This window comes from Pandoraea captiosa (assembly GCF_902459775.1).
Taxonomy (GTDB): Bacteria; Pseudomonadota; Gammaproteobacteria; order Burkholderiales; family Burkholderiaceae; genus Pandoraea; species Pandoraea captiosa.
Genome location: NZ_CABPSQ010000001.1, coordinates 1 through 21,012, shown reverse-complemented (window position 1 = coordinate 21,012; position 21,012 = coordinate 1). Strand labels below are relative to the sequence as shown.

Annotated in this window: 23 protein-coding genes; all 23 read left to right on the top strand. The window is 63.2% G+C overall.

All coding sequences use genetic code 11. The features are described from left to right. Positions 1-501 (top strand): DUF1804 family protein, encoded by a 501-nt coding sequence (locus tag PCA31118_RS00115; RefSeq protein WP_150621901.1) that lies wholly within the window; start codon positions 1-3, stop codon positions 499-501. A gap of 185 nt (positions 502-686) precedes the next feature. Beyond that, complete coding sequence (locus tag PCA31118_RS00110) at positions 687-2,465, top strand: hypothetical protein (RefSeq protein WP_150621899.1); 1,779 nt, start codon at positions 687-689, stop codon at positions 2,463-2,465. 14 nt (positions 2,466-2,479) lie between these two features. Continuing rightward, positions 2,480-4,063: a DUF935 domain-containing protein gene (locus tag PCA31118_RS00105; RefSeq protein ID WP_150621898.1), complete on the top strand. Its 1,584-nt coding sequence runs from the start codon at positions 2,480-2,482 to the stop codon at positions 4,061-4,063. Continuing rightward, complete coding sequence (locus PCA31118_RS00100) at positions 4,053-5,360, top strand: phage minor head protein (protein WP_150621897.1); 1,308 nt, start codon at positions 4,053-4,055, stop codon at positions 5,358-5,360. The genes PCA31118_RS00105 and PCA31118_RS00100 overlap by 11 nt, the downstream gene beginning before the upstream one ends. Before the next feature lie 98 nt (positions 5,361-5,458). After that, positions 5,459-6,043, top strand: coding sequence for a phage virion morphogenesis protein (locus PCA31118_RS00095; protein ID WP_150621895.1), 585 nt, complete (start codon positions 5,459-5,461; stop codon positions 6,041-6,043). A gap of 199 nt (positions 6,044-6,242) precedes the next feature. Further along, positions 6,243-7,355, top strand: coding sequence for a phage protease (locus PCA31118_RS00090; RefSeq protein ID WP_150621894.1), 1,113 nt, complete (start codon positions 6,243-6,245; stop codon positions 7,353-7,355). Positions 7,356-7,397: 42 nt separating this feature from the next. Beyond that, positions 7,398-7,808, top strand: coding sequence for a hypothetical protein (locus PCA31118_RS00085; RefSeq protein WP_150621892.1), 411 nt, complete (start codon positions 7,398-7,400; stop codon positions 7,806-7,808). Between the two features lie 39 nt (positions 7,809-7,847). Next, entirely contained in the window at positions 7,848-8,741 is an 894-nt protein-coding gene (locus PCA31118_RS00080) for a Mu-like prophage major head subunit gpT family protein (protein ID WP_150621890.1), read from the top strand. A 110-nt stretch (positions 8,742-8,851) separates the two neighbouring features. Further along, positions 8,852-9,370, top strand: coding sequence for a hypothetical protein (locus PCA31118_RS00075; RefSeq protein WP_150621888.1), 519 nt, complete (start codon positions 8,852-8,854; stop codon positions 9,368-9,370). Between the two features lie 6 nt (positions 9,371-9,376). Beyond that, positions 9,377-9,790 (top strand): gp436 family protein, encoded by a 414-nt coding sequence (locus PCA31118_RS00070; protein ID WP_150621887.1) that lies wholly within the window; start codon positions 9,377-9,379, stop codon positions 9,788-9,790. Between the two features lie 5 nt (positions 9,791-9,795). Beyond that, on the top strand, positions 9,796-10,461 hold the full coding sequence (locus PCA31118_RS00065; protein WP_150554740.1) for a DUF1834 family protein: 666 nt from the start codon (positions 9,796-9,798) through the stop codon (positions 10,459-10,461). Between the two features lie 18 nt (positions 10,462-10,479). Beyond that, positions 10,480-10,686, top strand: coding sequence for a DUF2635 domain-containing protein (locus PCA31118_RS00060; RefSeq protein WP_150554739.1), 207 nt, complete (start codon positions 10,480-10,482; stop codon positions 10,684-10,686). Between the two features lie 3 nt (positions 10,687-10,689). After that, positions 10,690-12,111 carry a phage tail sheath subtilisin-like domain-containing protein gene (locus PCA31118_RS00055; protein ID WP_150621885.1) on the top strand — a complete coding sequence of 474 codons (1,422 nt, stop codon included), beginning with the start codon at positions 10,690-10,692 and terminating at the stop codon, positions 12,109-12,111. A 43-nt stretch (positions 12,112-12,154) separates the two neighbouring features. Continuing rightward, positions 12,155-12,532 carry a phage tail protein gene (locus PCA31118_RS00050; protein ID WP_150621884.1) on the top strand — a complete coding sequence of 126 codons (378 nt, stop codon included), beginning with the start codon at positions 12,155-12,157 and terminating at the stop codon, positions 12,530-12,532. Next, positions 12,529-12,921, top strand: coding sequence for a hypothetical protein (locus PCA31118_RS00045; protein ID WP_150621883.1), 393 nt, complete (start codon positions 12,529-12,531; stop codon positions 12,919-12,921). The genes PCA31118_RS00050 and PCA31118_RS00045 overlap by 4 nt, the downstream gene beginning before the upstream one ends. Before the next feature lie 139 nt (positions 12,922-13,060). Next, positions 13,061-15,307 carry a phage tail tape measure protein gene (locus PCA31118_RS00040; protein ID WP_150621881.1) on the top strand — a complete coding sequence of 749 codons (2,247 nt, stop codon included), beginning with the start codon at positions 13,061-13,063 and terminating at the stop codon, positions 15,305-15,307. 1 nt (position 15,308) lies between these two features. Then, entirely contained in the window at positions 15,309-16,640 is a 1,332-nt protein-coding gene (locus PCA31118_RS00035; protein WP_150621879.1) for a DNA circularization protein, read from the top strand. Positions 16,641-16,644: 4 nt separating this feature from the next. Beyond that, a complete protein-coding gene (locus tag PCA31118_RS00030; RefSeq protein WP_246189987.1) occupies positions 16,645-17,748 on the top strand; it encodes a phage baseplate assembly protein in 1,104 nt (367 codons plus the stop codon). Beyond that, the gene (locus tag PCA31118_RS00025; RefSeq protein ID WP_150621875.1) at positions 17,745-18,362 is read left to right on the top strand and encodes a phage baseplate assembly protein V; all 618 of its coding nucleotides are present in this window, start codon (positions 17,745-17,747) and stop codon (positions 18,360-18,362) included. Before PCA31118_RS00030 ends, PCA31118_RS00025 begins: the two co-directional genes overlap by 4 nt. A gap of 74 nt (positions 18,363-18,436) precedes the next feature. After that, positions 18,437-18,787, top strand: coding sequence for a phage GP46 family protein (locus tag PCA31118_RS00020; RefSeq protein WP_150621873.1), 351 nt, complete (start codon positions 18,437-18,439; stop codon positions 18,785-18,787). Further along, a complete protein-coding gene (locus PCA31118_RS00015; protein WP_150621871.1) occupies positions 18,787-19,854 on the top strand; it encodes a baseplate J/gp47 family protein in 1,068 nt (355 codons plus the stop codon). The genes PCA31118_RS00020 and PCA31118_RS00015 overlap by 1 nt, the downstream gene beginning before the upstream one ends. After that, positions 19,851-20,423, top strand: coding sequence for a YmfQ family protein (locus tag PCA31118_RS00010; RefSeq protein ID WP_150621869.1), 573 nt, complete (start codon positions 19,851-19,853; stop codon positions 20,421-20,423). The genes PCA31118_RS00015 and PCA31118_RS00010 overlap by 4 nt, the downstream gene beginning before the upstream one ends. A 5-nt stretch (positions 20,424-20,428) precedes the next feature. Next, positions 20,429-21,012 (top strand): phage tail protein (locus PCA31118_RS27230; RefSeq protein WP_246189986.1); only part of this gene is annotated, 584 nt, incomplete at its 3' end.

Below are 21,012 nucleotides of genomic sequence, written 5' to 3'. Positions count from 1 at the left end.
ATGGCACACCCCAAGGAAATTCGGGACAAGGTTCGGCGTCACTATGTGTTCGATCGGCTGTCGCTCGAAGTCGCGGCCGTAAGCGCCGGCGTCGCATATGGCACAGCGCGTCGGTGGAAGACCGACGCCGCAGCCGCCGGCGACGACTGGGACAAGGCGCAGGCAGCGCAGCTCCTGGCCGGCAACGGCATCGAGGAGATTGCGCGCCAGGCGCTGGCCGGGCTGGTCACGCAGTACAAGGCGACCATGGACGAATTGCAGGTGAACACCGAAGTCTCGGCCGGCGACAAGGTGCAGATGCTGGCGAGTCTCGCGGATGCCTACAACAAGACCATTTCCGCATCGAAACGGATTCTCCCCGAGACCAACGAGCTGGCCGTGGCCATGGGTGTGGTGCAGCGCCTCGCCGCGTTCATCAAGGAGAACCACCCCAAGCACGTCGCGGCCTTTGCCGAGGTGCTTGGCCCTTTTGGCGACGAACTGGCACGAGCATATGGTTAACTGGTGGACGCTGGGCGCTTCTGTGAAGCGGATGGGGACGGCATTCGAAACGCCGTCCCGAATCGTCATTTGTGCCGAGCCTGGGCAAGCCTTGCCCGAGGGGCACGACTGCAAAATGAACGGTTGCGGCACGCTCCATGTACTGGCGCGTCTTCCGAAGCCGGATAACCCGAGCGAGGACTGACATGTCCGCGAAGTTCACCGAAAAGGACTTTCACAAAGAGATTGCGGAGCTGGCCGCCGAGCTGCGCAAGGACATCGAGGCGCACGCGACAGGGCTGGACCCGTCGCCTGAGAAGCGGCTGGAGCGACGTAAGCGTGTACTGGTCGATGGCGATTACCGCTTCTTCGCATACACCTATTTCCCGCATCACATCCGGGGCGAACCGTCGCTGTTCCAGGCGCACTTCTGTGACCGCTTCCCGAAGCTGCTGCGCCAGCCTGGCGGCACGCGCGAATGGTGGGTGGCCCCACGCGGTGAGGCGAAGTCGTCGCTGGCCACCAAGATCGGGCCGACTTACCTCGCCGTGCAAGGTCTGCTGCAGCGCGAGGACATCCGGCGCGAGGTCGGATGGACCGGCGCCCTGCCGCCGTTTCTGGACTACGTGATTCTGCTCGGTGCGGAAACGACGCTCCCCACGAAGCTGGTGGAGGTCGTTAAAGCCGAGCTGACCGCTAACGCTGCCCTGGCGCTCGACTTCCCCGAAGTATGTGGCAGGGGGCCGGTCTGGAAGGTTGGCGAGATCGTTACGCGCACCGGCATCAAGGTCGAGCCGTTTGGCGCGGAACAGGCCATTCGGGGCACGTTCCACGGCGCGAGCCGGCCGAAGGTGCTGTTCGGCGACGACCTCATCACCGACGCGGAAGCGAAAAGCACGACCGAGCGCCAGAACCGATGGACGTGGCTGGAGAAGGCCATCGACTATCTGGGCCCGCCCGACGGATCGGTGAAGTACGTCGGCGTGGGCACGGTGCTGGACAAGGACGACCCCATCTCGCGCGCCAAGAAGACGATCGGGCACGTGGTGCACCACTTCCGTGCGATCGCACAGCTCCCCGAAAACCTCGACCTGTGGGCCGAGTGCGAAGCGCTGATGCTCAACGACGACAAGCGAGCGACCGAAGAAGCGGCCGAGCGTGGCGAAGTCGTCGACGACACGGGGCTGCCGTCGCACCGGTTCTACCTTGAGCACAAAGCGGAAATGGACGCGGGCGCTGTGATCTCATGGCCCGCCGTTCGCTCGCTCTACTGGCTTATGCGGCAGCGCGCGAAGGCGCCGCGCGCCTTTGCCACCGAAATGCAGGGTGACCCGCGAGCAGACGAAGACAAGGTGTTCGGCAACATCACGTATTGGGTCAAGCGTGTCCCGAGCTGGCTCATCTTCGGGGCCTGTGACCCGTCGATGGGCAAAGGGGAAAAGTCGGACCCGTCCTCGCTCGTCGTCGGTGGACTGGACGTGGTGTCCCGCAAGCTGCACGTTATCTATGAGTCTCGGAAGCGACGCGTGCCGTCCAAGCTCGAAGCCGACCTGATTGCGATGCAGCGCGAATTCAAGTGCCAGGTCATCGGCTTCGAGAACAACAATGCCTACGAGCACTCGCGCCAGACGTTCATTGCGGCCGGCCGCCGGCAAGGCGTTCCGCTGCCGCTCGTCGGCGTGACGGCGACCGTCGCGCCCGAGGTGCGCATCGATTCGCTGGAACCGTTCATTACCGACCGCTTCGAGCCGAGCATCCTGTTCCACCAGAGTCTAACGGGCTTGCTCTCGGAGCTGGACACGTGGCCCGAACCGCAAGGCGCACACCACTATGACAGCTTGACGGCGTTGCACATCCTGTGGGTGATCGCCAGCAGCCGCGGTTATGCCATCACGGACGGCTTCACGGCCGCGCCTTCGCGCGAGTCCGACGCATACGACGATAACGATTTTGACGACGGCGCTTACTCGCGCTTTCGTGATTGATGAGAGGTAAAGCGATGGTGCAAATTCTCGATGCGAACGGCAACCCGATCGAGCGCGCGGCCCTCTCCGAGCCGCAGACCGCGAAGCTCGGGTGGATCACGCGTGATTTCGCTGGGCACCCGTCGCGCGGGCTGACGCCCAAACGCCTGCACGCGATCTTGCAGCAGGCCGAGCGCGGCGACCTTGAGGCCCAGGCCGACCTGTTCCTGGACATGGAGGAGCGCGACGCGCACCTGTTCGCGGAGATGAGCAAGCGCAAACGCGCGCTGCTCACGCTCGACTGGCGCATCGTACCGCCCGCTAACGCCAGTGAGGCGGAGAAGAAGCAAGCCGCGCAGTTGAAGGAGTGGTTCGACAGCTTGCCGAACCTCGACGACGTGCTGCTCGACTGCATGGACGCGATCGGCCATGGCTTCTCCGCGCAGGAGATCACCTGGGAACGTCTGGGCAAGACGTGGTTTCCGAAGGCGATCGAGCATCGGCCGCAACGGTGGTTCCGCACGCCGTACCACGACGGTAACGACTTGCGCCTGCGCGATAGTTCCGCCGATGGTCAACCGCTCTGGTCGTTCGGCTGGCTGGTTCATAAGCACCGCGCCAAGAGCGGGTACCTGACGCGCTCGGGCTTGCACCGGGTCTTGGTGTGGCCGTATCTTTTCAAGCACTACGCCGTTGCCGATCTCGCCGAGTTTCTTGAAATCTACGGTTTGCCGCTGCGCATCGGCACTTACTCGACCGGCGCCACCAAGGACGAAAAGAGCGCGCTGCTGAAGGCCGTGGTAGATGTCGGTCACAACGCTGCCGGCATTATTCCGGAAGGCATGGAAATTGACTTCAAGACCGCCGCGCAAGGGACGAACGAGCCTTTCGACGCGATGATCTCGTGGGCCGAAAAAAGCCAGTCCAAGGCGGTGCTCGGCGGCACGCTCACGTCCCAGGCCGATGGGCGGACCTCGACTAACGCGCTTGGCAACACGCACAACGAAGTCCGTCATGACCTGCTCGTGTCCGACGCTCGCCAAGTGTCTGGGACGCTAACCGGGTTCGGCTACATGCTACTCGCCCTAAACGGCGCCGCTACCGATCCGCGCCGTGCTCCACGGGTCGAGTTTGACACCCGCGAGCCGGACGACATGAAGCTGTATGCGGAGTCGCTTCCGAAGCTGATCGGCGCCGGCTTTAAGGTGCCCCGCGCCTGGGCCCAGGAAAAGCTGATGATCCCGGAACCCGCCGAGGGCGAAGAGGTGCTGACGATTCCGAAGTCGGATATGGTGCTTCCGCCCGAGGAGCGCCCGCGCCAGGCGACAGCCTCGACGCGGTACGTTGCGGTGCTGAAGAACGACACGGGGGAACTCGTCTACGCGGATCAACACGCGCTGGACCAAACCATTGACCAGACCCCCGTCGAGGCCGTTGACGCGGCGATGGGCAAGATGCTCGCGCCGGTGATTGCGGCGCTGCGCAGCGGCACGTCGCCCGATGACGCCATGGAGCTGCTGCTCGAGTCGCACGCCGACATGGACGAGGCCGAGCTGGCCGAGCTACTGGGTCGTTGCGTGTTCGTAGCCGACGTGTGGGGACGCATCAATGGCCGTTGATCTGGGCTACGCGATCGGCCTGCCTCCCGAGAAGGCCATCGAATACTTCCAGTCCAAGGGGTATCAGATCGGCTTTCGGTGGCAGGACGTAGCGGCTGAAGCGCACGCTCGAGCGTTCACGGTGGCGGGCGTGATGAAGGTCGATATCCTGCAGGACATTCGCCAGGCGCTCGACGATGCGTTAAAAAAGGGCAGCAGCTTCGACGAGTTCAAGCGCCAGATCACGCCGATGCTGGAGCGCAAAGGCTGGTTCGGCAAAGGGCTGGTGACGGACGAAGAGACGGGCGAGGTACACGGAAAGCGCATCATGCCCCGTCGTCTCGACACCATCTTTCGCACCAACATGCAGGCGGCATACATGGCCGGCCGGTATGCGACCCAACTGGAGCAGGTCGACACCCACCCATATTGGGAGTATGTCGCGGTGCTGGATAGTCGAACGCGGCCGGCGCATCGGGCGCTGTCTGGTGCTGTGTACCGGTGGGACGACCCGTTCTGGCAGACGTTCTATCCGCCCAACGGCTACCGCTGCCGCTGCCGCGTGCGCACGCGCACCGAGAGCTACATTAAGCGCAACGAGATCCCGGTGCGCTCCAGCGCGGACCAGCTCGAAGAGGTCGAGCAAGTCGTGGGGCGGGCTGGTGATACGCAGCCGGCGATCGCATACAAGGATCCGGCGACCGGCCAGCGCGTGCTGCCCGACCTGGGCTTCGGCAGCAATCCCGGCGCGCAGTGGATGAAGCCGTTTACGCCGCCGCCACTGGACGACCTGCCGACGACTTTTCCGCATGGCGTTGACTTGCCGCCGCTGCCGCCCGCATCCCGTGTGAAGGCCGACGCGATGTTGGCGCCGGATTTGTCCCCCCAGCAGTACGCCCAGGCGTTCCTGGAAAAATTCGGCGGCGGCGTCGGGAGGCCAGTGACATATGTGGATGTGACGGGCGAGCGTGTCCTGGTCAACGAATGGCTTTTCCAAACTAGCGGAGGCCAGTGGAAAGCGGACAAGTTCGCGCGCGGGCCTTATATGGGGCTGCTGGCGGACGCGGTAACAAATCCTGACGAGATTTGGCTCGGGTGGGCAAAGATCGACGGAGCGTGGTCGCTGCGCCGCCGCTACATCCGCGCGTTGGAGACCGAGGACGGGGATTGGGGACTGGCGATCTTCGAGCAGGGAAAGGACGGCTGGACGGGGGTCACCGCGTTCCCGCCCAAGGTGGGGAAGTCGGCCGAGGCCCGGCGCAAGTACCTCGATAAGCAGCGCGGCACATTCCTGCGGTATCGCCGGCCGCAGAAATAGGAATGGCCGCTCTCGCTCGCGGCCATTAGTCCCGCAGCCCTTCACCGATCCAGAAGCGAGTCTGGGATATACGGCTGCGTTGCATAGGAGTATAGCGCATGCAGGAGCTGTTGCAGACGAACGACGAATACGCCGAGAAGCTCAATCGGCTGTATCGATTCCTGAAGGCGCCACGCTCCCTGATGGGGTTGGTTGCCGGCTTGCTGGCTGATGCGGTCGAAGAGAACTTCGAGTCTGAGGGGCGCCCGAAATGGCTGGGCCTGAGCAAGAGGACGCTCCGAAGCCGACGTGAAGCGGCCGGGACCGGGAAGATTCTCCAGCGCAGCGGCCGGCTGGCTTCCAGCATCGTGCAATCGCACGATGATGAAAGCGCGCGCGTTGGCACAAACGTCGTTTACGCGGCGATCCACCAATTCGGCGGCACGATTCAGCGCCACCCGATGTCCGGTATGGTGCGGCTGCGCAAGGACAAAAACGGGATGCTGCTACGCCAGGCGGATCATCCGCACCTGGCCGTGTTCGCCAAGAACGGGCACAAGCGGGTCAAGGTCGTGAAGTGGACCCGCAGCCAGGGATGGACGATCAAGATACCGGCCCGACCTTTCCTCGCCCTCACCGAAGGCGATAGTTCGGCCATCGAGGAGGAGGTTTCCCGATACCTTCAGCGCCTGATCGACGATTGAACTGCGAGCGCCTGGAAGCCCATTTTTGTCCCCAGGGTATCCCGTTGTAGCGGCTCGTATGGTTGACGGCCGTTAAACCCCCGTTAGAATCGATCCTTGGGCAATCCGTTTCCCGCCCGTTTCCCCGCTCCCCTCCCTTGCCGGTGGTACTGACACCGGTCGGCTAATTTTTCATCGCGTCGGCCGCCACCATGGCGGCATGGCAAAACACATCCACATCGCTGCGCTTTCGGCGCTTGAATTCGACCCTGCCTCGCGAGCGCTGAAGCTGCTCCCGGCCGGAGCGTTTCGCGCCCGCGACGGTCGCCCGACCGACTGCCCGGCCTGGCACATGGATGGTGAGATTGCCCAAGCGTTGATTGCCGCTGCCGCTAACCGCGCGGTCCCGTACTGCATCGATTACGAGCACCAATCGCTCAATGCGGCGAAGAACGGCCAGCCGGCGCCGGCCGCTGGCTGGTTCAAGACCCTGGAGTGGCGCGAGGGCGACGGACTGTACGCGATCGACCCCGACTGGACCGAGCGTGCCGCCGCCTGGATCGCCGCCAAGGAATACCGGTTCCTGTCCCCGGTGTTCGGCTACGACGACGACGGCAACGTGACGTTCCTTTTGAATGTCGCGCTGACCAACAACCCCGCCCTCGACTGCCTCGACGAAGTCCAGCTCGCCGCCGCGACGGTGATGCTTGCCTCCCTTTCTGCCACGGCGGGGGCGTTGCCCGCCGACCCCACTCAAGAGGAATCTGCCATGGATGAATTGCTGGAACAGTTGCGCTGGCTGCTGAACATGCCGGTCGGCTCGACCGCCGAGGACGTGCAAGCGCAGCTTAAGAAGCTGATCGATGCCCTGAGCGAGGGCAAGGGCGTCGCCGCCGCGAGCGTGAACCTGCCCCAACTGCTGGAGAACCAGCGCCAGAGCATCGCAGCCCTGTCGGCCAATCAGCTCAATCTCGCTACGCACGCCCCCATCGCAATCGTCGACGACCTTCGCCAGCAGCTCGCGGCCGCTAACGCCAAGCTGGTCGGCACCGAGGTCAACGACCTGGTCGTCGCCGCGCTCGCTGACGGGCGTCTGCTGCAATCCCAAGAAGCTTGGGCGCGTGAGCTGGGTGCGAGCAACGTGGACCGGCTCAAGAAATATCTCGAAACCGCCCAGCCGATCGCCGCGCTGACGACGACCCAGACCGGCGGCAAGCCGCCGGCCGGCGCCAAGGCGGCGGACACTGGGCTGGACGCCGCCCAGCTCGCCGTCTGCACGGCGATGGGGATCGCGCCCGAAGACTTCGCCAGAACGAACGCCTTGGCGGGCTAACCCCCCGTCAAGCGCCATTCCGACCGACTTCAGGAGAACAGCATGACCGCATTGACCGCTGACCGCGACACCCCGCGCCGCGAAGGCGTTGACGCCGCATACCCCGTGAAGGCGGGCGTGCGCATCTTCGTCGGCGCCATCGTCGCCATCGACACGGCCACCGGCCTCGCGACCAAGGGCGCCACCTCGACGACGCTCAAGGCCGTGGGTATCGCCCAAGAGCAGGTGGACAACACGGCCGGCGCGGACGGCGACGCGATGGTACCGGTTCGCCGTGGCACCTATCGCCTGGCCAACTCGTCAGGCGCCGACCAGCTCACGCTCAAGGACGTGAACGGCACCGCTTACATCGTTGACGACCAGACCGTGGCCAAAACCGACGCAGGTGGTACGCGCTCGGTGGCGGGAACCGTCGTGGACGTCGACACGGTGGGCGTCTGGATCAAGTTCTAACGAAGCGCGCAGCACAGCCCTTTATTTATAGGAGCAGCAATGGAAATCAATCGCGCAAACCTGCGAGCATTGTTCCAGGGTTACAACACGGTGTTTCAAAACGCCTTCAATGGCACACCGGCCACCTGGAACCAAGTCGCGATGCGAGTGCCGTCCACGACGTCCCAGGAGGTCTACCCCTGGCTCGGCCAAACCACCAAGTTCCGTGAGTGGATCGGGGACCGCGTCGTGCAGAACCTGACGACGCACGACTTCACCATCCGCAACAAGTCGTTCGAGAACACCATCGGTGTCGACCGTGACGCGATCGAAGACGACACCTACGGTGTCTATTCGCCGATGATCGCCCAGCTCGGCCAGGACGCCCGCGAGCACCCCGACGAACTGGTGTACGGGCTGCTGCGCGCCGGCTTCACCAGCAAGTGCTACGACGGTCAGTATTTCTTCGATACGGACCATCCCGTGGTGCAAGCCAATGGCACGGTCGGCTCGGTGTCGAACGTCCAGGCCGGTTCCGGCCCGACCTGGTATCTCCTGGATACGACGCGCATCGTCAAGCCGATCATCTACCAGGACCGCAAGCCGTACAACTTCGTCGCCATGGACAAGGACGACGACGAAAACGTGTTCAACCGCAAGGAATACCGCTACGGCGTGGACGCGCGATCGAACGTCGGCTTCGGCCTGTGGCAACTCGCTTACGCGTCGAGCGCAGAGCTGACCGAGGACAGCTACGAAGCTGCTCGCGCGGCCATGCAGGAGCAGCGTGGCGACAACGGTCGGCCGTTGAACATCCGCCCGAACCTGATCGTCGCGCCGCCGTCGCTGGAAGGTCGTGCCCGCAAGATCACCAACGCGGACGCGAACGCGTACGGAGCGACGAACGTCTGGAAGGGCTCGGCCAACGTGCTGACCACCGCCTGGATCGCATAACACCCCGGCGAAAAATGGCCGCGCGAAGCCGATAGCGCGGAGGAAGCGCGCCCCGGAGCCTCGGCACAGGAATGGTTCCGGCGTCTCACTCGAAATCCCAGGAGCATTTGATGAGCAAGCAACTTCATCCCGCCGTCCAAGTGGCCGCTGCCACGGAAGGGTTTCGTCGCGCCGGCCGAGTGTTTGGCCGTGATCCGCAAACGATCCCGTTGGGCGAACTTTCTGCGAACGAGCATGCTGCGATCGTCGCGGACCGGTCTCTGGTCGTCATGCACACCGCAGTCCATCTCGAAGCCGACCAGATCGCGGCGCTTCCGCATCGCGATGCGGAGCACGTGAAGAAGGCAAAGATCGACGCGATCGAACCGGCTGTCTCGGTCGATCAAGGCCGCCTTGCCTCAGACTTGGCCGCGATGCAAGCGTACTTGGCAAGCGTGGAAGCTGACCTGAATCGCCGTGCCGAGGAACTGGACCGCATCGCGGCCGAGCAGTCGGCGCGCGAAACGAGCCTGAACGAGCGTGCCGCCGAGCTGGAGCGCCGAGCCCAGGAGCTGGCGCGCCAGGCCGACGAGCTGGACAAGACCTCGGGTGCGGCGGGCAAGACTGGCAATCAGTCATCCAAGAAGTAACAGGCCATGTACGCGACCGTCGACATGATGACCGCCAAGTTCGGCCTCACCGAAGTGATCGCGCTTTCGGATCGCGATCGCACCGGTGAACCGAACGAAGCGGTGCTCGCGGAGGCTCTGGACGCGGCGACGAGTGAAATTGAAGCGTACCTTGCTGGCCGGTACGCGCTGCCGCTGGCGTCCGTGCCGAAGGTCGTGGCCGGCTTTTGCTGCGACATCGCACGCTTCCAGTTGTGCGGCCACGGGACGTCGATGACCGACGAGATTCGCAAGCGCTACGACGCCGCCATCGGCTTCTTCAAGTTGGTGGCAGATGGCAAGGTGACGCTCGGCGTTGCGCCGGCCGGTGACGTGCCCCAATCCGACAACGCGGTTCATTTCGTGCCAGGCGCCCGCGTGTTTGGCCGAGACGTTCGCTAATCGCTATGACCCATATCCCGATCATTACTGCGATCGAGCTGGGCATCGTCGACCGGCTGACGCGCGGTCTCGGCCGCATGGTGTCGGAGGTCAAGACCTACGGCGGCGAGTTCGATGACGACGAGCTGGACGAAGTGGTGCGCCGCTTCCCTGCCGCATGGGTCACTTTTGGTGGCGTTAAACGTACCGACCCGCACGGAACCAGCAAGGGGAAGTGGAAGGCCGAAGCGGTGTTTGTCGTGATGGTCGGCGCTCGCAGTGTCCGTAGCGAAGAGGCAAGCCGGCATGGCGGCGCCAGTCAGGTGGAAGTCGGCACCAACCTCCTGATCGCGTCGGTTCGCAAGTTGCTGACGATGCAGGATCTGGGGCTGCCCATTCGAGAGTTGGAACCCGGTTCGGTTCGAACGTTGTTCAACACGCAAGTGCGGCGCGAGGCGATGTCCGTATTCGCCCTCGAATTCCGGACGGCATGGATGGAGGAGAGCCTCTTTCTCGGCGCGTATCCCCAGGGCGCTGTGGAAGACCCGAACGGTCTGGGAGCGGTTTTCGAGCAGTACGGTGGCAAGCTCGATCCGCCGACACCGGACTGGAAAACCACGGTGCTCAAGTACTACTTGCAGCCCAAGGACAGCGGCACCCAAGGCGAACCGGATGCCGAGGACAGAGTGTAGATGAAAGAGGAGTGACCCATGCTGGTGAAAGCACGAACCGGCCTGCGCGTGCCGAAAGAACGCGCTTCGCGCGAGTACATCACGGATACGGATGCAATTGAGGTGCCGGATACCGTGTATTACCGCCGTCGAGTTGCGGAAGGCGATCTGGTCATCCAGGGCGCCGAAGGTGCCGTTGTGACGCCGGCCACGGCCGACGGCAAGAAGTCCACTAAGGGAGCGTAATCCATGGCAAGCCCTAACGTCAGTTTTGACACCATCCCGTCCGGTCTGCGCAAGCCGGGACAGTACGTCGAGTACAACACGCGGCTCGCGGTCCGCAACCTTCCGACCAACGAGCAGACTGTGCTCATCGTCGGCCAACGTTTGGCTGGTGGCGCAACGCCGGCCTTGACGCCGATCGACATTTTCTCCGGGGATCAAGCCGCCAGCGCATTCGGTGCCGGTTCACTCGCCCATCGAGCCGCAGTCGCCGCCATCAAGGCCAACAAGTATGTGACGCTGACGGTGATTGCTGTCGACGACGCGGCGGCGGGCCAACCGGCCAAGGGGACGGTCGAGTTCGCGGGCACGGCAACGGCCGACGGCGCATTCGCGTTGTATGTCGCAAATGACCGCGTGGACGTTGCGACCTATGCGGACGATACCGCCGCAACGATCGCCGCTCGCCTGGTCGACACGATTACGCAGACCGAAGCGCTGCCGGTGACTGCGACGCTGGCGGACGCGATGGTCACCATCACGGCCAAGAACAAGGGCGAGATGGGCAACGCGATCAAGCTCGACCAGCTCAACCGGTCGGCGGGCGTCACCGCTACCGTCACCGCCATGGCAGGCGGTCTGAACGATCCGGACATCTCGCCCGCCCTCGACGCGGTCTTCGGGGCGACGTACAACATCTACGTGTCGTGCTGGAACACGCAAGCGACGCTCACGAAGCTGCGGGATCACCTGAAGACCATTTCCAACGCGATCGAAAAGCGCTCCGCGATCGGCGTCGTGGGCACGCCCGACACGCTCGCGACCGGTACGACGTTGGCCGGGGCGCTCAACGCCGAGCGCATTACCATCGGATGGCTTCGCGGGTCGGTGTGTTTGCCGACCGAGATTGCGGCTGGCTATGCAGCCGTGATCGCGAGCGAGACCGACCCGGCGCGCCCGCTGAACACGCTCGTCATCGAGGGGCTGGATGTCACGCCGGTGACGATGCGGCCGAGTCGCACCGAGCAGGAAAAGGCGCTTCACAACGGCGTGACACCACTCGAGATCGGTCCGGGCGACACGGTGCAGATTGTTCGTTCGATCACCACCTACACGAAAAACAGTACTGGCGCTGACGACCCCGCACTGTTGGACCTGACCACGATTCGCACGCTGGACTACTTCCGCAAGGCCGTCGTGCAGCGAGTCGCGCTGCGCTTTCCGCGCGACAAGCTGTCCACCCGTACTCCGCCGAAAGTGCGAAGCGAGATCCTCGACGTGGCCATCAAGTGCGAGGAACTGGAAATCCTCGAAAACGTGGACGCGCACAAGGGCATGTTGATCGTTGAAAAGGACTCGCAGGACGCCAATACGCTGAACGCGGCGATCCCCGCCGACATCGTCAACGGGCTGCACATTTTCGCTGGCCGCATCGACCTGATCTTGTAAGCACGCCCAGGCCGATCAATCTCACGCAACTAAGGAGCCAACCATGGCATTGGAAGAATACGTCGGCGCCATCGTGCTGGAAGTTGATGGCGTCGAAGCCGAAGTGGTGTCGATGAGCGTCGATTCCCAGACCGGCAAGAAGCCGGTCAAGACGATGAACCGCACCGGCAAGGTGAAAGGTTTCGCCAAGGGTATCGAAACGCACGAAATCAAGTGCACGGTCGTCATTCCGGCCGGGTCCGAGAGCATCGACTGGTTCAACCTTCAGGGGGCGAAGCTGACCGAGTATCCGGTCACCCCTGGTGGCAAGCGCACGTCCTACCGGGACTGCACGACGATCTCGTGCAGCGAACAGTACACGGCCGACAACGAAGCACGCCGTGACCTCACCCTCTTTGCAACGGGCAAGGTGACCGAATGATGACCGAACAAGGATCGCTCGAATACGGCGTCGAGTACCCGGAAGGCAGCGGCGAACGCCACTACGACTTCGAAGTGCGGCTGGCCACCGTCGCCGACAACATCGCGGTGTACGAAGACCCGGCCATCCTGGGCGGCGGCGTGTCGAACATGCGCGTCAACGCTGAGAACCTAGCTCGCTGCCTGGTCACGCTCGGCACGATCCCGAAAGAGTCGATCACCGGCGAGCTGATCGGCAAGCTGATCGACAGCGATTACGACGTGCTGATGCTGGCTCAGGAGGCACTGAAAAAAAAGCTGAAGCGGCCGAGCGCGGCCGCCGCCACTTCCGACTCGCCGAAATCGTCCTCGCCGGCCACGGCATCACCGGGGAGCGATTCGCCCGCCTGACCGAACCCGAGCTGGACGGATACCTTGCCGCCGTCATGACGATGCGCGGCAAGCCGTCCGGCGGCGGACCTGTTGAGATGACCGAGACGAGACGCGTGCAAAGCATGCGACGCAAGCGTCCGCAACCGAGAGGAAAGTAATGTCATCGCGTGACCTCGAAGTCGGCCTGACAGTCCGGTGGAAAGATCAGGCGTCGGCCCCTGCGCAGCAGACCGAGCGCAACGTGCAACGCGTTGTGCGTGAGACGAGTCAGGCTTACGCCGACACGTCTCGCGTTGCGATTGCGTCGAGCCGCGCGCTCTACAGCCTGCGCATGGGCGAATCCGCCCGCACCGAGCAGGCCGTGCAGCGCGACGTTCAGTCGACCGAAGCGGCATACGTTCGGGCGCACCGCAATATCCTCACCTCCTCGCAGCGACTCGCGACCGCGCGCCAGCAGCTCGACACGCGCACGGATCAAGCCATCCGCCGCGAGATCGATCAAACGGTCGCCGCGTACAACCGGTTGTACCGAGCGGGATTCGCGTCGGCCAACGAGCAGGCCCGCGCGTTTCGGGCGTTGACTCAGCGACTGGCCGAACTGAACAGGGAGCTGCGCAATGTCGAGCAGACCGAGGGGCGATTGGCTCGTGGCGGCCGTGCCATGGCGAACCTGTGGCGTGCGGGTAGCGCGCTGGCCGGAGGCGCGGCCGGCGCGATGGTGGTTGCTCCGGCCGTGCGCGAAACGATGGCGTACGACCGGCGCTTGGCGATGATGGCCAATACGGCGTTTTCCGACCGGGACGTGGCGGGTCGCCGGGCCGGGATGACGGAGCTGAATAACGCGATTGTCTCCGCCGTCCGCCAAGGCGGCGGGACGCGGGAGCAAGCGGCCGACACATTGGACAATCTGCTGGCGTCCGGTGCCGTGAGCGACAAAACGGCGATGCAGCTCCTGCCGACGCTTCAGAAGTTCTCGACGGCGACCGGTGCCGACCCGAACGAGCTGGGCAACATCGCCATTCGCGCGATGCAGAATTTCAACATCAAAGAGGCGGACATCCCGCGAGCGTTGGATATGGCCCTCAAGGGGGGCCAGGCTGGCGGCTTCGAGCTGAAGGATATGTCCAAGTGGCTGCCGCAGCAGATGGCGCTGGCCAAGACGGCCGGCATGTCGGGGCTGTCTGACTTCGGCAAGCTGGTCGTGGCCAACCAGGCGGCGGTTATCACGGCCGGCACCAAGGATGAGGCCGGCAACAACATCGTCAATTTGCTGGAGAAGCTGAACTCGGCCGATACGCAGCTCAAAGCGAAGAAGCTCGGCATCGACCTGACCGGCAGTCTGGCATCGTCTCGCGAGAAAGGCGTGAACGCGCTCGACGCGTTCGTGGGCATCGTCGAGAACGTGATGGCGAAAGACAAGCGCTATCAGCAGAACCAGGCGAGGCTGGCCAGCGCGCCGGAGGGCGAGCGTAAGGCCATTCTTGAGAGTCAACAGAGCCTGCTGGAAGGCACCGCGATCGGCAAACTGATCCACGATCGCCAGGCGCTCGGCGGCCTCGTCGCGTATATGGGGCAAAAAGACTACCGCAAGCAGGTCGAGGCGCAGGTGTTTGACCCGAAATCGGCGGTCGAAGGAAATTTCGATCTCATTGCCAGTACCAACAGCTTCAAGATGGAGAAAAAGCGAAACGAAGACGTCATAGCCATGCAAGAGGCTCTCGGTGGCCTGAATAACGCAATTGGTGACGTAGCTGAGAAGATGACCAACTACGCCCGCCGATACCCTGAACTCGCGGCGGCCATCGAGGGAACGACCTTGGGCCTCAAAGCGGCCACAGCTTCTCTCGGCGTGTTCGCTGCGGCAGCGTTATTGCGGGGCGGCACGGGCGCAGGGGCTGCTGGAGCCGCATCGCAGGCCGGGGCGGCAGCCGCCGGCGCACTCGGCGCTGGCTCAACGTTTGGCGCGCGCTTCGCCAGTATCGGCAAAACGGTGGGCAAGATCGGGGCGCCGCTGGCCATCGCGGCTGGTGGTCTCGAAGCGTACATGATCGCCAAGGACGATTCCAAAACGGCTGATGAGAAGAAGGCCGGTTATGTGGGTGTGGCCGGTGGCGTGATCGGCGGCTTGGGCGGTGCGGCTGCAGGCGCTGCGGCCGGAGCGGCCGTGGGCTCCGTCGTGCCTGGTGTGGGCACGGCGGTCGGACTGATCGGCGGTGCGATTGCCGGGTACTTCGGCCACGATTGGGGCGAGAAGCTCGGCAAGTCTGTTGGCGAAGCCATCTTCGCGCAGAAGAAAGACGAAAAGCCGCCCGTCGTCGAGTCCCATGTCGCGCTGTATCTCGACGGCGCTCAGATTGCGGAAGCCCTGGCCCTCTCGGGACAGAAAGAGGCGCGGAGAAACTGATATGGCTTGGAAAGACACGCTTCAGGACGCGGCCTATCGCGGCGTGAAATTCGATTGCCTACGGGCCAGCGACTCCATCGAAAAGGACGTGGCGCGCTACGCGTACCCGAACGTCGATGGCGAAGATATCGTGGACATGGGGCTGAAGGCTCGCGAAACCACGATGACAGCGGTGTTCTTCGGCGATGACTACGAAGAGCGCATGAAAGCCTTTCTCAGCGCGCTTGCCGAGCGCGGCGCGGCCGAACTGATTCATCCGGTGTTCGGCAGCATGCCGAACATGCAGTTTCTCGGCGGCCATGTCGGTCACGACGCCGATAACCCGGATGCGTGTACCGTTGAACTGCGCTTCGCACCGAGCACGCCGAGCAATCCGTTTTTCGTCGAGCAGAAGGCCGGCCAGAAGGCGGACGCGACTGCACAGGTGGCGAATGGTGCCAAGGAGAGCGGTGCCAGTGCCTTCGAGACGGCGCTCGGCGCGCTCAAGGACGCCAAAGCCGGGATCCGCCGTATCAACGCGTTACGCGACGTATTGTCGAACACATTGGGGCCGATCAAGAATCTGGTCACCGGCTTTCAGGGCACGGCGCTCGATCTGCTCAACTTTCCCCGTGCGTTCACGTCGGACCTGATCGGGTTGGTAAGCGGCATCACCGACTTCCGGTCGTTCGATCCCGGCATGGTCATGTCGGATTGGGGCGGCATGTTCGACCAGATGTCCTCGGTGGTGAAGCTGCCGGGGGCCGCAGCCAAAGGCCAATCGATAACGATTCCAGGCACCGACGTAGCGTCGAGCACGGTGCCGTCTGCACCTGGTGCTCCCGGTCTACCGAGCCCTCCGAGTCAGCCCTATGCGCCATCGCTGCCGAGTGTCGTGGCGGCGAACGCAAGCGATGTGCAGCTCGTGACGAGCGTCGTCAAGACGGTGGTGGCCACGACCGTCGCGGAAGTCGCATCGGACGTGCTGGCCAACGAGGTCGACGAGCCAGTGCTTACGCCCGATGAAATCGAAAAGATCACGAACGACACCCGCGAGCTGATCCAGGACGCCATCGACGAGACCCACGCGGCGCTCCCGCTCGACCAGAGCCGACCGGTTGTGGAGGCGCTTAAGGATACTGCGCTCGCGGTGCAAGAGCTGGCAAAGACCGTGATCGACGCCCGCCCGCCGATCATGACGCGCACGGTCGATGCACCGTGCAATCTGGCCTTGCTCGCCTTTCGGTGGTACGGCGACTACACGCGCTCGGCCGAGTTACTCCGGTTGAATCCGGCCGTGCGTAATCCAAACTTCATCGCACAGGGAGAGGTGCTACGTGGCTTCGCACGATGACGATGTGTCGTTGCTCGTGGGCGGGAAGGCGCACAAGCAATGGACGGGGTACTCGATCGACTCAGACCTGCTGATTCCGGCGGATGCCTGGGAAGTTCGCCTGGCGCGGTCGGAAGGCCGCATGCCGGCGACGGTGCGTGCTGGAGCGGCAGTCCAAGTGCAGATCGGCGGCGAGACGGTGCTCAGCGGGTATGTCGATAACGTCCGCCGTCGCACGTCCAAGACCGAGAAGTCCCTGGCCATTAACGGCCGCGACCTCGCCGCTATTCTTCGCGATTGCTCTGCACCAATCTTCACGGCCAAACAGGTCACGCTGACCGAGGTGGTGACAAATATCGTGAAACCGCTCGGTATCACCAGGGTGCGGGTAGATGCGTCGCGTAGCACGGGAGCCTGGGACAAAATCAGCGTCGATCCCGGCGACACTGCCTGGGACGCGCTGGTACACGCCGCCGAGGGTGAAGGGCTGTGGCCCTGGTTCGAGCCCGACGGAACGCTGGTTGTCGGTGGCCCCGATTACAACGCCGCGCCGGTGGCCAGTCTGATTCTGCGCGAGAGCGGGAAAGACACAAACGTCGAGTGGTTTGACGAAGACGTTTCGATCGCGGAGCGGTATTCGGAAGTCACAGTGCTCGGGCAGGCACATGGCACGCGCTTCGACTCTGGAAAAAATGCCATACGTGCGACCGTTCGTGATAACCAAGTACCGGTCTATCGGCCGAAGATATACGTCGATCACGACGCACCGAACCTTGCGGCCGTGGAAGCGCGGGCAAGGAAAATCATCTCCGATTCCCGGCTTCAAGCGCACACCATGCGAGCGAGCGTGAAAGGCCATCGAACGAGCGATGGTGTGCTGTGGAAGCCGGGGCAACGTGTACATGTCGTGTGGGAGGAGTACGGCATCGACGCCGTGTACTTTCTGATGGGGCGGAAGTTCAATCGCGATCGCACCGGAGCGCGTACGACGCTGACGCTGAAGGAAGACGGAGTGTGGATTCTCGACGCGCATCCGCATTCGGGCAGAAAGCACCGACGCCACAAGGAAGACGGCCCGCTCTCGATCGTTACCACCGATGCGTCGGGCAACACCACGGTGAGCCGATGATGGACCCGCGTACAATCAAGGCCATGGTGGCTCGCGCCATGAATACGGTGCGACTCGCATTCCGCAGCGTTATCGGGGCGACGGACAGTGGCGGCTCCGTTCAGCTCGTATCGGGTGAAGCCCTCGCCGGTGAGAACCTGCCCGATGCCGAATACTTCCAGCATTACGGTCTCACCAGTAACCCGCCGGCCGGCACGATGGCGATTGTCGTACCGCTGGGCGGCGCTACAAGCCACTCGGTCATCGTCGCGACCGAACACGGCTCGTATCGCCTCAAGGAGCTGAAGCCGGGCGAGGTGGCTCTGTATACGGACGAAGGCGACTCGTTCGTATTCATGCGTGGGCGCGTTACCCACCTCAAGACGCGGGTGTTCACCGTTGACGCCGAAGAGGCGGTGAACTTCAACACGCCCAACGTTAACATATCGCACCAGCTCAACGTTACTCAGGCGATCACGGGCATGGGCGGCATGCAAGTATCCGGTGGCGACGGCGTTAGCGTTGAAGGAAAGATGACGGTGTCCGAAGACGTCATTGCAGGCGGCGTGAGCACAGGCCATCACAAGCACCCTGGCGATTCAGGTGGTACCACCGGTGAACCTATCGCGTCATGACGCTGCGATGCCGTCGCGGCTACTGACAGGCACCACCTCCCGACACCATCCATGTAGCACCGAGAATCGGTCGCATGGATGCGCTTATATCCCCCTCGACTCGCGACTATGCCGGCGTCACGACCATGACGCTGGCAAACGCCGTCTATCTGCGGCTGGAGACGCCTCTGGGCTCCTGGTGGGCGGATCCCACCCTTGGCTCCAAGCTGCATACGCTACAGCGGGAAAAAGACACGCCGCGCGTTCGCACCTTGGCCGTTCAGTACGTCGAGCAAGCGCTGGCACCGATTGTCGCGGATGGCCGCGCGACCAGCGTTGCAGTCACATCCGTGACGGGCGAACAGGGATGGCTCGTCCTGCTGATTGAGGTTGTCGACGCATCCGGCGCACGACAACACTTTAAGCATCCGGTGAAGGTGTCCTAATGCCATATACGCCGCTCACCGCTTCCGACATCCTCGCGGCCATCCTGCGAGATCGCAAGAACCTCCGACCCGAGGACGACATCTCTGTCGACTCAGACAACTACGTCCGCGCGGCCGGAACCGCGAGCGCGATCGAAGGGCTTTACCAACGCCTGCTGTGGGTCACGAAGCAAATCTTTCCGGACTCGGCTGATCCGGACATGCTGCTCCTGCATGCGCGCAAGTACAACATGAACCTCAAGCCGGCTTCGCTCGCGTCGGGCAAGGCGGCGTTCACCGGTATCGTCGGCAAGGTGGTGCCGAGCGGACTTTCGCTCAAGTTCAATGATGGTACGGCCTATGTGACGACCGGGAGCGGTGAAATTGGCATGGGCGGAGCGGTCGAGATTCCGTGTCAGGCCGTAGTGGCTGGAGTCGCAGGAAACCGCTTCAGCGGTGACGTGCTGACGGTCACGGTGCCACCGAGTGGCGTGAATGCGGCGACTACCGTCGTCAGCATGAATGGCGGGGCCGATGTGGAGAGCTACGCGAGCCTATTGGCTCGACTTCTGGTGCGTATTCGCCATCCCCCGGCCGGCGGCAACAAGTACGACTATTGGCAGTGGGCAATGGAGGTCTCGGGTGTCAGCGCGGCTTACGTGTATCCAATGCGCCGTGAGGTGGGGACGGTCGACGTGGTTGTGGTAAGCCCTGGCGGTTTGCCGTCTGAAGCCGTTCTCGCGGCCGTGCAGGCTCACGTCGACGACCAACGCCCGGTGACAGCGAAGAACTTTGCCGCTATCGCGCCTATTGTCCGCCCTTACGATGTGATCGCTCAGGTTGACCTTTCGGGCATTACGCTGGACGCCGCGAAGTCGGCGTTGACGACGGCCATTCAAGCCTACGATGCCGCGCTGGTGCCGGGCGACGCGGCCGTACGCACGCGAATCGGCGCTGTCATCAGTGACACGGCCGGTATTGCCGACTACGTGCTGCTTCAACCGACTGGCAATGTGGTTCCGACAGTCGATGCGACCGCTGTCGAGTGGTGTCGCCTGCGCAACGTCGATATTTCGCTGATGCCATGAGCGATCACGCCGACCTCTTGGCACGATTGCTGCCACCAGTTGCTTATGACCCGGCCGCACCTTCGGTCAATGCTGATTTGGTGGCGGAAGGCAAAGCGCTCGACCGATTCCTTGCCGATGCGGACATGATGTTGGCGGGTGTGGTGCCGTCATTTTCAGCGATTCAGTTGCTGCCCGATTGGGAGCGCTTGTTTGCCATCACGCCAGCGGCCGATGCGACGCTTCAGCAGCGCATGGCCAAGGTGGAGGCGAAGATGAATGAGACGGGGGGCTTGTCGATTCCGTACTTCATCAATCTCGCCAAGAGCCTCGGGTACACGATCGAGATTCAGGAGCCGCAGCCTTTCCGAGTTGACGAGAGCCGCATTGGAGATGAGCTTTATGTGGAAGACGTGATCTACCAGTGGCTGGTCGTCGTCGAAGGCGCCCCCAACCTTGCCTACTACTTTCGGGTAGGCGAAAGCGCCATCGGAGAGCGGCTTCTCGACTTCTCGGACCCGATGCTGGAAGAAGTGATCCAGGACCTCAAGCCAGCGCACACTTTTGTCTACTTTGCATATCAAGGGTAACGACTATGCGGCGGATTAACACCGAGGACGGGCGCTATCACGCGGGCGATCCGTCAAAAGGCACCAAAGGCACAATCGTCACGATGGACGCGATGAACGCCCTGCAAGAAGAGATCGCGGGCTTTATTGAGAGCGCAGGGCTTGAGCTCGACGCCACAGACGACGGCCAATTGCTAAAGGCGCTGTTGCTGATTCTCAAGAATCTGAGAACGGTCAACGCGTACTCGATCACAGCGTTGCCCCAGCAGAATGTGGGCCCGATCGTTGTGCTTGAAGCTTCCGAGGTGTGGCTGTGGAATACGAGCGCGTATTTCACCGGCTACCGATCGCCGCTGTGCGGCCGCCCGCTCGATGGCCATACCGTCGCGCCGCTCATCAGCGAGGTCGATGCCGTCGGCGGGACGTTGAGCAAAACGGCCTACGCCGGCTTGTGGGGCTACGCTCAAGAGAACGGCTTGGTCATCGCATCGGGATCGTGGGCGGCCGGCATGCACAAGTTCGTTGACCTAGGCGGCGACAATTTCCGCATCCCGGACCTGCGCAATCAGTTCCGCCGGTACACCGGCACTGACGCTGACACTGCAAATGC